11 protein-coding genes are annotated in these 13329 nt (G+C 74.2%); 4 read left to right on the top strand and 7 right to left on the bottom strand.

Features of this window, described 5'->3' with window-relative positions; all coding sequences use genetic code 11:
- Nucleotides 1-159: 159 nt before the first annotated feature.
- Nucleotides 160-1191: an L-threonine 3-dehydrogenase gene (tdh, locus tag ACFXDJ_RS09300; RefSeq protein WP_384654759.1), complete on the bottom strand. Its 1032-nt coding sequence runs from the start codon at nt 1189-1191 to the stop codon at nt 160-162.
- Between the two features lie 378 nt (nt 1192-1569).
- Here tdh and ACFXDJ_RS09295 point away from each other — a divergent pair, with 378 nt between their 5' ends.
- Nucleotides 1570-2481, top strand: coding sequence for an alpha/beta hydrolase fold domain-containing protein (locus ACFXDJ_RS09295; RefSeq protein WP_384848604.1), 912 nt, complete (start codon nt 1570-1572; stop codon nt 2479-2481).
- 16 nt (nt 2482-2497) lie between these two features.
- Here the strand turns inward: ACFXDJ_RS09295 and ACFXDJ_RS09290 are convergent, their stop codons facing one another.
- The 5 genes from ACFXDJ_RS09290 to ACFXDJ_RS09270 form a co-directional block, all read right to left on the bottom strand.
- Nucleotides 2498-3202: a class I SAM-dependent methyltransferase gene (locus ACFXDJ_RS09290; protein ID WP_384848601.1), complete on the bottom strand. Its 705-nt coding sequence runs from the start codon at nt 3200-3202 to the stop codon at nt 2498-2500.
- Nucleotides 3203-3281: 79 nt separating this feature from the next.
- Entirely contained in the window at nt 3282-3584 is a 303-nt protein-coding gene (locus tag ACFXDJ_RS09285) for a helix-turn-helix domain-containing protein (protein ID WP_384848598.1), read from the bottom strand.
- Nucleotides 3584-5707 carry a ferrous iron transport protein B gene (feoB, locus tag ACFXDJ_RS09280; RefSeq protein ID WP_384848595.1) on the bottom strand — a complete coding sequence of 708 codons (2124 nt, stop codon included), beginning with the start codon at nt 5705-5707 and terminating at the stop codon, nt 3584-3586. Before feoB ends, ACFXDJ_RS09285 begins: the two co-directional genes overlap by 1 nt.
- Nucleotides 5704-5931 (bottom strand): FeoA family protein, encoded by a 228-nt coding sequence (locus ACFXDJ_RS09275; protein WP_330294984.1) that lies wholly within the window; start codon nt 5929-5931, stop codon nt 5704-5706. The genes feoB and ACFXDJ_RS09275 overlap by 4 nt, the downstream gene beginning before the upstream one ends.
- Nucleotides 5932-6082: 151 nt before the next feature.
- Nucleotides 6083-7012, bottom strand: a complete 930-nt coding sequence (locus ACFXDJ_RS09270) for a LysR family transcriptional regulator (protein WP_384654773.1) — start codon at nt 7010-7012, stop codon at nt 6083-6085.
- A gap of 205 nt (nt 7013-7217) precedes the next feature.
- Between ACFXDJ_RS09270 and ACFXDJ_RS09265 the strand changes: the two genes are divergently transcribed.
- Together ACFXDJ_RS09265 and ACFXDJ_RS09260 are read left to right on the top strand one after the other, a co-directional pair.
- Nucleotides 7218-8609: an MFS transporter gene (locus tag ACFXDJ_RS09265; RefSeq protein WP_384654790.1), complete on the top strand. Its 1392-nt coding sequence runs from the start codon at nt 7218-7220 to the stop codon at nt 8607-8609.
- A gap of 4 nt (nt 8610-8613) precedes the next feature.
- Complete coding sequence (locus ACFXDJ_RS09260) at nt 8614-10800, top strand: SpoIIE family protein phosphatase (RefSeq protein ID WP_384654775.1); 2187 nt, start codon at nt 8614-8616, stop codon at nt 10798-10800.
- Between the two features lie 43 nt (nt 10801-10843).
- On the opposite strand, the gene ACFXDJ_RS09255 is transcribed toward ACFXDJ_RS09260, so the two are convergent.
- The gene (locus tag ACFXDJ_RS09255; protein ID WP_384654777.1) at nt 10844-11962 is read right to left on the bottom strand and encodes a glycerol dehydrogenase; all 1119 of its coding nucleotides are present in this window, start codon (nt 11960-11962) and stop codon (nt 10844-10846) included.
- A gap of 329 nt (nt 11963-12291) precedes the next feature.
- Between ACFXDJ_RS09255 and dhaK the strand changes: the two genes are divergently transcribed.
- Nucleotides 12292-13299 (top strand): dihydroxyacetone kinase subunit DhaK, encoded by a 1008-nt coding sequence (gene dhaK / locus ACFXDJ_RS09250; protein WP_384654780.1) that lies wholly within the window; start codon nt 12292-12294, stop codon nt 13297-13299.
- The last annotated feature ends 30 nt before the right edge of the window (nt 13300-13329 follow it).

Raw genomic sequence — 13329 nt, 5'->3', positions numbered from 1 at the left:
CGGGGGGGGGGGCGGGGCGGGGGTGGGGGGGGGGGGGGGGGGGGGGGGGGGGGGGGGGGGGGGGGGCGCGGGGGGGGGGGGGGGGGGGGGGGGGGGGCCCCCCCCCGGAGGGAGGTGGCTTGATGGGGCGGAGGCGGTTACGCCGTCCGGTCGAGGCGGTTACGCCGTCCAGTCCAGGATGATCTTCCCGCTGCGCGCGGTCGCGGCCTCGTCGAACGCGGCCTCGAAGTCCCCGTACGCGTAGCGGCCGGTGATGACGGGGCTGAGGTCGAGCCCGCCCTCCAGCAGCACGGTCATCGCGTACCAGGTCTCGAACATCTCGCGGCCGTAGATGCCCTTGATCGTGATCATCGAGGTGACGACCTTGGCCCAGTCGACCGCGAACTCCTGCGCCGGCAGGCCCAGCATCGCGATCTTGCCGCCGTGCGTCATGTTGTCGATCATGTCGCGCATCGCCTCGCCGCGGCCGGACATCTCCAGGCCGACGTCGAAGCCCTCGCGCAGGCCCAGCTGCGCCTGCGCGTCGGCGATCGTCGCCTTCGAGACGTCCAGCGCGAGCGTGGCGCCCGCCTTGCGGGCGATCTCCAGGCGCTCCGGGCTGACGTCGGTGATCACGACGTTGCGCGCGCCCGCGTGCCGGGCCACGGCCGCCGCCATGATCCCGATCGGGCCCGCGCCGGTGATCAGTACGTCCTCGCCGACCAGCGGGAAGGAGAGCGCGGTGTGCACGGCGTTGCCGAACGGGTCGAAGATCGCCGCGACGTCGAGGTCGACCTTGGCCCGGTGGACCCACACGTTCTGCGCGGGCAGGACCACGTACTCGGCGAAGGCGCCGTCGCGGCCGACCCCGAGGCCGATCGTGCTGCGGCACAGGTGGCGGCGCCCGGCCAGGCAGTTGCGGCACTTCCCGCACACCAGGTGGCCCTCGCCGCTGACCAGCGCACCGACCTCGATGTCCTCGTGGACGTCCGCGCCGAGCGCCGCGACCTCGCCGACGAACTCGTGGCCGAGCACGAGCGGGGTCTTGACGGCGCCCTGCGCCCAGCCGTCCCAGGAGCGGATGTGCAGGTCCGTCCCGCAGATACCGGTGCGCAGCACCTTGATCAGCACGTCGCCGGGGCCGTACTCGGGCTCGGGAACGTCCATGAGCCACAGCCCGGGCTCGGCCTTGTGCTTGACGAGTGCCTTCATGGGGGTGGCTCCAGGCATGCGGAAGGAAGCGCTACGCGGCGTGCGGGCCGGGCAGCGTTCGGACGGTCACCAATCTGCCGACCTGCGAGGTGATCAGTCCATCGAGGATTTCTTAAGCGGGTCCACAGGCCAGCTTCACGCCTATGCTCCCTAGTGCCGCGTCAGGCAACGTTCGCCCCCGAGGAGCGGGGTCCGGTGCGTGCTCTCGGCGTGCCGGCCGGAAGCGCTCGTACTGGACGTACTTGGGCTTTCGGCCGGTACGGCGAGAGTGCGTGCCGGGCGCCGCGACGGGGCGGACGTTGCCTGACGCGGCACTGGGTGTCGGGCAGGGGTACGGACCGGGGAGCGGTCCGGGCCGGGAATGGGGAGGTGAGGGGCGTGCCGAGTCTGCGCAGCAGAGCGCTTTCGGCCGCGCTGATCGCGGCGGGGCGGCGAAGACGGTTCGGGAGCGCCGAGGCGGTACGGACCCGGGTGGCCGAGTCGGCCCGCCGGCCGGCCTCGCATCTGCCGCCGCGTTCGCTGGGCCGGGTCGCGGAGGTCTCGCGGACCTTCGTCGGAGCCTGGCCGGTGTACGACGTCTCGCCGCGCGGGGCCGAACCGGCCGCCCGGGTGCTGTACGTGCACGGCGGCGGGTACGTGGGCGAGCTGGTCCGGCCGCACTGGGCCCTGATCCGGACCCTGGTGACGCGGGCCCAGGCCCGGATCGTCGTACCGGCGTACATACTGGCCCCGCGCGGGACCGCCGACCGGACCGTCCCGGTCGCCGCCGACCTGCTCAGCGGTCTGATCGCGAGCGGCGGGGAGGGCGGCACCATACTCCTCGGGGACTCGGCCGGCGCCGGGCTGGCCCTGGCGGCGGCCCAGCGGCTGCGCGACCGCACCGGGGCGCAGCCGTCCCGGATCGTGCTGATCTCGCCCTGGCTGGACCTGTCCATGAGCCATCCCGGCCAGGCGGCCATCGAGCCGGGCGACCCGGTGCTGGCCCGTCCCGGACTCCTGGAGGCCGGGCGGCTGTACGCGGGCAACCTGGCCGCCGACGACCCCCGGGTGAGCCCGCTGCACGGATCGTTCGCGGGACTGGCCCCGCTGACGGTGTTCACGGGCACCCGGGACCTCCTGACGACCGACAGCCGCGAACTGCTGCGGCGGGCCCTGGCGGACGGCGCCGAGGTGGAGTTCCACGAGGAGCCGGGGCTGCCGCACGGGTACCCGCTGCTGCCGCTCCCGGAGGGCCGGGCGGCGCGCGACCGGATCGTGGAACTGATCCGCGCCACGGCGTCGGAGACCTGACCCCGGGGCCTGCCGGTCAGGCCACGCAGTTCATCAGGGAGCCGACGGGGGCGGTGCGGTAGCGGGCCCAGTACGTCTCATCGCGGGTCGCGCACGCCGGGGGCGTCCTGGTCGGCTGCCAGGAGACGGTCGCGAAGCCGGCGTCGGCGGCGGCCTCGGCGAAGTCGGCGTGCGCCCATTCGCGGCATTCGAAGGGCACCGGCGGATCGGTCTCCAGCCGGGCCCGGAGCAGGGGCGCGTCCCCGCCCGGAGCCCGCTCCACGACGCTGATCCCGTACGGCGACCAGTCCGCGTAGGGGAAGGCACCGGGGTTCGGCACGATGGCCAGGAGCCGCCCGCCGGGGCGCAGGCCTGCGCGGACGGCCCGGAACATGGCGTGCAGGGCCGTCCGGTCGTGGGCCTGGTTGAACAGGTAGACGGCGGTGGCCAGGTCGAACCGCCCCAGCTCGGTCACCCCGGCCGCGTCTTCGAGCAGGACGTACTCGACGGGGGCCCCGATCTCCCGCGCCCGCCGGATCCGTTCGGGGCAGCTGTCGACGCCCACCGTGCGGCGGGCTCCCCCGCTGGCCAGCATCCGGGTGGTACCTCCGTGTCCGCAGGCCAGGTCGATCGTGTCCAGACCGCGCACCCCGCCGAGCGCGTCGAGCGCGGAGCGCAGGGTGAAGGCGTCGGCCAGTGAGAAGGCCACCGGGGGCGTCGAGGAGTCGTACTGCTGTCGCATGCCCGCAAGCCTGCCCGTACGCACCCCGGAGGAGGCGGCCGCGGCGCGGGACCTCCCCCGGACGGGGGAGGCGTTCGGGTCAGTCGGTACGGCGTACGGGGTGTGCGGGGCGTACGGGGCTCAGCGCGACCAGCACCGGCCGCGCCGGCGCGGACCCGCCGGGGCAGGTGGTGCAGGCGCGCGAGGCGAAGAAGCAGCCCGAGCAGTCCGGGGCGCCGATCTCCTCGCGCCGCAGACGGCCCTTGCGGACCCAGTACGCGGCGAGGTCGGCCGCCTCGGCCCGGCCGATGCCCAGCCGGTCGGCGATCTGCGCGAGCCCCTCTCCGGGGGCGGCCTCCTCGAAGGCCCGCAGCAGCCTGCTCAACATGCCGGGCTCGTTCATCACACCAGCCTCGCGATCTGGAAGACCCCGACGGCCAGCAGCCAGGCCGCCGCCAGCTGGATTCCGAAGCCGATGACGGTCAGCCGGGTGCCGATCTCGGCCCGTTGCGCGGCCAGGGTGGCCATGCAGGGGGTGTAGGCGAGGACGAAGACCAGGAACGCGAGCGCGGCCGCCCGCGCGTGGCCGCCGGAGGATTCCTCGAAGGTGGCGTGCAGGCTAGCGGTGAGCTTCGGGTCGCCGTCCTCCTGGGCCGAGTAGGTCTGGGCGAGGGTGGAGATCACGCCCTCCTTGGCGATCAGCCCGGTGCCGAGCGCGGCCGTGGCGTGCCAGTCGCCGAATCCGGCCGGGGCCACGACGGGCGCGGCCGCGCGGGTGACCGTACCGAACACGCTCCGCTCGACGTCCACCTTGCCGAAGCCGCCCGACCCCGTGCCGGACGGGATCGCCATCAGCAGCCAGACTGCGGCCGCGGTGGCCACGATGATCCCGCCCGCGGTGCGCAAGAAGGCGCTGAGCCGCTGGCGGACCTGGGCGCCGGTGACCCGCGGGGTGGGCAGCCGGTACGGGGGCAGTTCCAGGACGAGGGGTTCCTCCTTCATGTCCCTGAAGAGCAGGGGCCGCAGGATCAGGCCCATGCCGACGACCAGCAGCACGGAGGCGACGTAGAGGAAGAAGACGACGGTCCCCGAGTCCGGTCCGAAGAAGACGCCCGCGATCATCACGTAGACGGCGAGCCGGGCGGTGCAGCTCATGTACGGGATGAGCAGGCCGACCAGCAGCCGGTGCGAACGCCGGTTCAGGATGCGGGTGCCGGCCAGCGCGGGCACGTTGCAGCCGAAGCCGACGACGAGGGGGAGGAAGGCGCGGCCGGGCAGGCGCAGGGTGCGCATCAGGCGGTCGGCGACGAAGGCGGCGCGGGCGAAGTAGCCGGAGTCCTCCAGCAGGGCCAGCAGCAGGAACATGATGATCATCAGGGGGACGAACGTGAGCAGCTGGCCCACCCCGTTGATCAGGCCGTCCACCAGCAGGCCGGTCAGCCAGCCGGGTGCCTGGACGGCCTCCAGGAGCCGCTCGGCCCCGCCGCTGACGGGACCGGAGACGAAGTCGCCGAGGCCGTCCTGAAGGGGTTTGGCGAGCACGGTCGTGGCCTGGAAGACGCCCCACATCACGGCGAGGAAGAACGGGATCCCGAAGGCCCGGGACAGCAGCAGCCGGTCCACCCGGTCGGTGAGGGTGGGCCGGGCCCGTACGGGGCGGGGCGCGACGCGCTCGACGACGGCGTGCGCCCAGGCGTAGCGGGCCTCGGCCACGAGGAGTTCGGCGTCCGCCTCCTCCGAGGTGGCGGCGAGCCGGTCCGCGGCCGCCCGCGCCCGCTCGGCCAGCGCGGCCGGGACACCGGGCGGCTCCTCCCCGCAGAGCAGGCTGACGACCAGCCACCGCGCCGGGTACGAGGTCTGCGCGGCACCCTCCCCGGCCAGCTCCGCCAGCTCGGCGGCCACCGGCGAACCGGCCGCCCAGGCGGCCCGCGAAGGTGAGGGCGACGGTGCATGCGAAGGCGAAGCGTCCAGTACGTCGGCCACCGCGTCGGCGAGCCGGTCCAGCCCGGTCCCGCCGCGCCCCTCCACCGCCACGACGGGCAGCGCCAGCTCACGGGCCAGCGCGCCGGGTTCGGGGGCCGTGCCGCGCCGGGCGGCGACATCGGTCATGGTGAGCGCGATGACGACGGGGATGCCGGTGTCGAGGACCTGCGAGAGCAGGTACAGGTTGCGGGCCGGGTTGGCCGCGTCGAGGGCGAACACCACCGCGTCGGGCCGTTCGCCGGGCGGCGCGGTCAGGACGTCGCGCACCAACGCCTCGTCCGGGGAGTCGGGCAGCAGGCTGTAGGTGCCGGGCAGGTCGGCGACGCGCAGGCGGCGGCCGCCGGGGGTGCGCCAGTCGCCCTGGGCCACGGAGACCGTCTTGCCCGGCCAGTTGCCGACGCGCTGATGGGCGCCGGTGAGGGCGTTGAAGAGGGTCGACTTGCCGACATTGGGGTTGCCGACGAGGGCGACGACCGGCGTACCGGTGCCGGTCCCCCGGTCCAAGGTGGCCGTCGCGGCTCCCTCGGCGCCGTGACAGCTCATCGGCCGCACCTCAGTCGGCCGGCGGTACGGGAGTCCAGCGCGACCCGGGTGTCTCCGAGCCCGACGAGCAGGCCGCCGGTGGCGCCCCGGGCGATCACGGTGACATCGGCGCCCGGCACGAAGCCGAACTCCAGGAGCCGGCGCCGGCTTCCGCCGGCCTGACCGGGGTCGATCCCCGTGATGCGTACGGTCGTCCCGGGACGGCTGTCGTTGAGTGACGGCACCGGACCTCCTTCTTCGGCTCCACTTAGGCAAACCTAAGCAGCACTCGGCGCTCCGGTAAGGCGCGCAAAGTCCCTGATCACCAGGGACTTTCAGCCCACCCGTCCCGGCCCGGCATCGGCCGTTCGGCGGAGACGGCCGACGAAGCCCCCCCTACGCCCCGCCCGGCACCAGCGCCCGGGCACGGTCGCGGAGCCAGGCGTGTGCCGGGTCCGCGTCGTGGCGCGGGTGCCAGGCCATGCCGAAGGGCAGCGACGGCAGTTCGAGGGGGATCTCGAAGACCTCCAGCCCCAACTGCGCGGCGAGCGGCGCGGCCTGGCCGGTGATCAGGCCCACGAGGTCGGTCTCGCGGAGCACGAAGAGGGAGGTCGGGAAGGTGCCGACGCTCCCCACCACCCGCCGGGTGAGACCCAGTCCGGCGAGCGCCGTGTCCACCGGACCCTCCAGGCGGCCGCGCCGGGAGGCGATCAGGTGCTGGGCGGCGGCGAACCGGCGCGCGGTGAGCCGCCCGCGCAGCAGGGGGTGCCCGGGGCGCGCGACGGCCATCATGTGCTCGTCGGCGAGGTGTTCGGTCCGTACCTCCGGGGAGCGCGTGTCGATCACGCCGAGTTCCAGGTCGGCGACGCCCTCGCGCAGCGCCGGCACGTCGATGTGGCTCTCCGCCAGGAAGCGCAGCCGCACCCCCGGCGCCTCCCGGGCGACCCGGCCGAAGAGGGCGGCGCCGAAGACGGCGGTGAAGGACTCGTTGGCCAGCACGGTGAAGGTGCGGGTCAGGGTCGCCAGGTCCAGCCGGCCGCCGGCCAGGAAGAGCGCGCGGGCCCGTTCCACCACCGCCCTGACCTCGCCCTGGATCGCGAGGGCGTGCGGGGTGGGGACCATGGTGCGGCCGGCGCGGACCAGCACGGGGTCGCCGAGCGCCTTGCGGATCCGGCCGAGGGTGCGGCTCATCGCGGGCTCGGACAGGTGCAGCCGGGCGGCGGCCCGGGACACGCTCGACTCCTCCAGGAGGACGTCCAGGGCGACGAGGAGGTTCAGGTCGAGGCCGGAGGGGCCGGGGGCCGCGCTGGATTGCGTCACGTGCATGGATCCCTTGCATAACTTGCACTGGAAAGCAGGTCACACCGACCCTACGGTGAGGAGCGCACCACCCCCACACCAAGCCCACCGACTCCGAGGAGGAGCCGTGCTCCGCCATGCCCTCACCAAGCGGGAACCCGCCGGCGCGCCCACCGGCACACCCGACCCCGGACCCGCACCCGGACCCGCACCCGGGCTCACCCGCGCCGCCCTGCTGGTCCTGTGCGCCTGCGTGCTGGTCGCCCAGGCCATGGTCGCCGCCGTCAACCTGCTGATCCCGCAGCTCGCCGCCTCCCCGCTGCACCCCACCCCCGAGCAGCTGCTGTGGACGGTCGACGCGTACGTCATCGTCTTCGCCGCGCTGCTGATCCCGGCGGGCGCCCTCGGCGACAGGTACGGCCGCAAGGGCGCCCTGCTCGCCGGGCTCGGCCTGTTCGCCGCGGGCGGCGCGCTCAGCGCGCTCTCCGCCGGCCCGGCCCTGCTCATCGCCGGGCGCGGGCTGTGCGGGGCGGGCGCGGCCCTGATCATGCCCGCCACGATGTCGGTCCTGATCCACCTGTCCCCGCCCGAGCGGCGCGGGCAGGCGCTGGCCACCTGGACCCTGTCCGCCGGCCTCGGGGGCCTGGCGGGCAACGTCGGCGGCGGCCTCGCCGGGCAGTTCCTGACCTGGCGGGCCCTGTTCTGGGCCGTGGTCCCGCTCGGAGCACTACTCGCGCTAGCCGTCGCGCGCACGGTGCCCCGTACGCCCGCACGCGCCGACGCCTCCGTGGATCCGGCCGGGGCGGCCCTGCTCGCGGGGGCGCTCCTCGCGGTGGTCTACGCGATCATCGAGGGGCCCTCGTACGGCTGGGGCTCGGCGCGGGTGCTGTGCTCCTTCGGCGCGGGCGCGGCGCTGCTGGCCGCCTTCACCGTTTACGGGCTGCGGGCCGCCCGGCCGCTGCTGGATCCGCGGATCTTCGCCTCGCGCAGGCTGCGGGCCGGTGCGCTCGGCATCGGCGCGGCCTTCTTCGGACTGTTCTCGCTGTTCTTCGTCAACGCCCAGTACCTCCAGTACGCGAAGGGCTTCTCCCCTGCCCAGACCGGCTTCGCGATCGTCCCGTTGACCATCGGCATGGCCCTGGTGCCCAAGTACGGCGCCCGGCTCCAGGAGCGGACCGGTCCCCGGCTGCCCGTCGGCGCCGGGCTCGGCCTCATCGGCGGCGGCCTGCTGCTGGTGTCCACGGCCGACGCGGGCACCCCGTACGCCCTCTACGCGCTCTACCTGCTGGTGCTGTCGGTCGGCACCGGGCTGTGCGCGCCCGCGCTGACCCTGACCGTGGTCGCCGAGCTGCCCGCGCACCAGGCCGGGCTGGGTTCCGGTGTGAACACCGCGGCCCGCGAGATCGGCGCGGCGCTCGGGGTCGCGGTGGTCGGCACGGTGCTCGCCTCCCGTTTCCACGGGGTGCCGCAGGACGCCGCGCAGGTCACCGCATTCACGGACGCCATGGGAGTGGCCCTGCGCACGGTGGCCGTGGTGCTGCTGGTGGCGGCGGCCGCGGTGGTGACGGGCTACCGGGACCACGGGCGGGCCGTGTGCGGTGACCGGGTCCCGGGCGCATCCTGAAGGGGTGACGGCGAGACCGGACACCGGCGGCGCCGCCGAGGACACAACGGCCCGGGTGCTCGCACGGGCCGCCCTGGATGCCGTGGTGGCCGCCGGCGGGTACGCGGGCGGGATCTACCTGCGCTCCGACACCGAAGGACTGCTGCGGATGGCCGTCCTGACCGGGATTCCGGGGCCGCTGTTCCGGCCCTGGTGGCGGATGCACGTGAACCGCCCCTACCCCGTCGCGGAGGCGTACCGCTCGGGGCAGTCCGTGCACCTGCCCGACGCGGAATCGGCGATGAGCCGCTTCCCCCAGCTGATGGCCGGGCTGCCGTTCCCCTTCGGCTCGCTGTACGAGCCGGTGGCCCACGGCCGCGAGCGCTACGGCGTGCTGGTGGTGCTGCGCCCGGCAACCCCCGGGATCCCGGTCGGGGCCGGCGACCGCAAGGGGCTGCACGCAGTGGCGGACCGGCTGGCCCGGGAGCTGTCCGCACTCGCCGCGAGCGGGACCCCGGTGACGTGGGAGGGAGACCCGGTGTGCATGCCCGGGCCCGCTCCCCGTCCGCCGGGCGACCCGGCGGACGAAGCCCGCGCGGCCGTGGACCGGTTGGACCTGGCCGTCCTGGCCGTGGACCGAGGGGGCCTGATCGGGTACGCCAACTCCGCCGCCCGGTCCGCCGCCGGGACCCTGCTCGGCGTCGACGGGACGGGACTGAGCGGGCGAGTGCTGTGGGAGGCGCTGCCCTGGCTCGGACACCCCGCCTACGAGGACCACTTCCGGGCCGCGTACCTGTCCCCCGCGCCGGTGCACTTCCAGGCCTCCCGGCGCGGCCGGCAACCGCCCCCGCGGCGGCTGTCGGTGGGCCTGCACCCCGGGATCGACGGGATCACCGTCACCATCGCCGAGTCCGAACCGCCCGGGTACGCGCCCGAGCCGGTGGTGCGGCCCGGCGCCGGGCTCGACTCCCCCGGTCTGCATTCCACCGCCGACCGGGCTTCGGCCCTGTACCGGCCGGTGGCCCTCGCGATCGCGCTGACCGAGGCGGTGACGGCCCGCCAGGTGTCGGCGGTGGTCACCGAGGAGCTGCTCCCGGCCTTCGGCGGGCGCCAGTTGGCGATCTACCTACTGGGCGAGGGGCATCTGCACCTGGCGTGGGAGACCGGTTTCCCCAAGGGCTTCCTCGACGAGTTCGACGGAGTCGCACTGGACGTCCGACTCCCCGGGGTGGAGACCCTCACCACCGGCCGGCCGCTCTTCTTCGAGTCGATGGAACACCTGGCCGACGCCTATCCGGGGATCCCGCTGGACGCCCACCTCGGCGCCCGCGCCTTCCTTCCGCTCATCGCCTCCGGCCGGCCGGTCGGCTCGTGCATCCTCGGGTTCGACGCCCCGCGCGGGTTCAGCCGGGAGGAGCGTACGGTGCTCACGGCGCTCGCCGGGCTCATCGCGCAGGCCCTGGAACGGGCGCGGCGCTACGACAACGAGTCGGAGCTGGCCCGGGGACTCCAGGCGGCGCTGCTCCCGCACCGGCTGCCGGTGCACGAGCAGGTGGTCACGGTGGGCCGCTACCTGCCCGGCACCGCGGGCATGGACGTGGGCGGCGACTGGTACGACGTGATCGAGGCGGACGGCGGGCGCCTCGCGCTGGTCATCGGCGACGTCCAGGGCCACGGGGTGGCGGCCGCGGCCACGATGGGCCAACTCCGCAGCGCGGTACGGGCCTTCACCCTCGGAGGCAGCACCCCGGAGCAGGTGGTGCGCGGCACCAACCGGCTGCTCATCGGCCTCGACCCGGGCCAGTTCGCCAGTTGCTGCTACGTCCTGCTCGACCCGGCGACGGGGAGCGCGTACGCCGTCCGGGCCGGTCACCCACAGCCGCTGCTGCGGCATCCGGGCGGCCGGACCGAGGTGCTGGACCTGCCGGGCGGGGTGGTGCTGGGCGTCGACGCGACGGCCGACTATCCGGTCACCGAGCTCCTGATCGAGCCGGGGGCGGTGCTCGCCCTGTACACGGACGGGCTGGTGGAGACTCCGGGAACCGACATCGACATCGGGGTGGACCGGCTGCGGGCCGCGCTGGCCGCGGCCGGGGTCGGCCCGCTGACGGAGACGGCGGACCGGCTGGTCGGCGAGGCGGGCAACTCCACCGACCGGCCGGACGACATCGCCCTGCTGCTGGCGTCCAGGACCGGGCGCGCAGCCCCGTAGGACCGCAGCCCCGCAGGACCGCGCCCCGTAGGACCCGGCAGCTCTAGCAGTGCTTGCCCGCGGTGGCGCGGGCGTACGCGTCGCCCGCGATCAGGGCGTCCGCGACCATGCCCGGGGTCACCGGGAACGGCATGTTGTGCGTGGTCTCGCCCTCCGCGGTGGCGGCGCGCCCGATGGCGAGGAGCTCCTCGCGGTCCGGGTCGCCGAGGCCGATCTCGGCGAGGGTGGTGGGCAGGCCGACGGCCCGGCTGAAGCGCAGGTAAGTGTCCAGCTCGTCGGTCGGGGCGCCCTCCAGGACCAGCTGGGCGAGGGTGCCGATGTTGACCTTCTCGCCGTGCATCATGCCGTGCGTGCGGTGGGAGACGGTCAGGCCGTTGTGGATCCCGTGCGCGGCGGCGAGGCCGCAGGACTCGAAACCGAGGCCGGAGAGCAGGGTGTTGGCCTCCGTGACCTTCTCCAGCGCCGGGGTGACCACGTGCGCCTCGGCGGCCAGGCGGGCCTGGGGGCCGTACTCGATCAGGGTCTCCCAGCACAGCCGGGCGAGGCTGAGGGAGGCCTCGGTGGCGAGGCCGCCGGCCATGGCGACGCGGTTGGCGGCCACGCAGACACGGGCCTCGTACCAGGTGGCGAGCGCGTCGCCCATGCCGGAGACGATGAAGCGGCTGGGGGCGTTGGCCACGAGCGCGGTGTCGACGAGGACGAGGTTGGGGTTGCGCCGGAAGAAGGAGTAGCGCTCGAAGGCGCCCTCCTCGGTGTAGATCACGGCGAGCGCGCTGGTCGGCGCGTCGGTGGAGGCGACGGTGGGGGCGGACACGACGGCGATGTCGCCCAGCGCGTGGCCGACGGCCTTCGCGGTGTCGATCGAGGTGCCGCCGCCGATGCCGATGACGACGTCCGCGCCGGCGTCCTCGGCGGCCGCGGCCACCCGGTCGATCTCCTTCTGGGTGCAGAGCCCGCCGAAGACCTCCTTGGTCAGCTTGACCCCGGCAGCGGCGAGGGAGGCGGTGACGGCCGTGTCGACGAAGCCCCAGACGCCCTTGTCCGCCAGTACGACGGCGTTCGTCCCGAGGTGCGCGGTGTGCTCGCCCAGGTCGTTCATCGCTCCGGCGCCCTGCACGTACTTCGGCGGGCTGATCATCATTCGGGTACCGACGGTCTTCACGCGAATCCTCCTCATTGCGAATTCATTTCCGCTTGCTCATTCATCCCTATCACGGATTCCGGTGACGGCGGAGATATGCACGGTCCCCTTGCGGACAGGCCTTTCCGCGACCGGTTACGGGACCAAGGACCCGGCTCGTTCCGAGGGTCCGCGCGAGTAAAGTTCCAGCCAAGCGCCCGGGAAGCGGTGGCGGATCGACGGCGGCGACACCGGGTTAATACCGTGCCGCAATTCCAATTTCCGCTCCGGAGCCGTGTTCCGCGCTCCGTGTTCCGCGCCCATGTTCCGTGCCCATGTTCCGCGTTCCGCATTTCAGGAAAGAGGCCCCCGTGAAGAAGCTCATCAATTCCCCCGAGAGCGTCGTCGCCGACGCACTGCGCGGAATGGCCGCGGCTCACCCGGGGCTCCTCGTGGAGGCGGAGAAGGGCATCGTCACACGGGCGGCCGGGGCATCCGGGCAGTCGGCCGGCAAGGTCGCGGTGCTGTCGGGCGGAGGCAGCGGGCACGAGCCGCTGCACGCCGGGTTCGTCGGGCGCGGCATGCTCGCGGCCGCCGTGGCCGGCCCGGTGTTCACCTCCCCGGTGCCGGACAACATCGCGCGCGCCACCTGCGCGGTCGACGCCGGCGCGGGCGTCCTGCACGTCGTGAAGAACTACACGGGCGACATCCTCAACTTCACGATGGCGGCCGAGGACTGCGAGGACGAGGGCGTCAAGGTCGAACAGGTCGTCGTGGACGACGACGTGGCCGTCGCCCGGACGGCGAACGGACCGGGCCGCCGCGGCACCGGCGCCACCCTGTTCGTGGAGAAGATCGCGGGTGCCCTCGCCGAGGAGGGCGCCCCGCTCGCCGAGGTCGCCGCGGTCGCCCGCAAGGTCAACGAGAACTCGCGCAGCTACGGCGTGGCCCTGAGCTCCTGCACCACCCCCTCCAAGGGCAGCCCGAACTTCACCCTCGGCGAGGACGAGATCGAGCTGGGCATCGGCATCCACGGCGAACCCGGCCGCGAGCGCCGGAAGCTGATGACCGCCGCCGAGACCGCCGGGGCGATGCTCGACGCCGTCCTCGACGACCTCCCCGAGGCCTCCGGCGCCCCCGTCATCCTGCTCGTCAACGGCCTGGGCGCGACCCCGCCCGTCGAGCTGTACATCATGCGCGCGGAGGTCCAGCGGGTGCTCGACGAGCGCGGGATCACCGTGGCCCGCTCGCTCGTCGGCAACTACGTCACCAGCCTGGACATGGCCGGCTGCACCCTCACCCTGTGCCGCGCCGACGAAGAGCTGCTGCGCCTGTGGGACGCGCCGGTGGACACCCCGTCCCTGCGCTGGGGCTGCTGACCCCGTCCCGCCCTTCCCCTCAACGACACA

The organism is Streptomyces sp. NPDC059443 (genome assembly GCF_042750105.1).
Lineage (GTDB): Bacteria > Actinomycetota > Actinomycetes > Streptomycetales > Streptomycetaceae > Streptomyces.
Note: the sequence above shows the minus strand (reverse complement) of the source record. Positions and strands in the feature narration are given on the sequence as shown.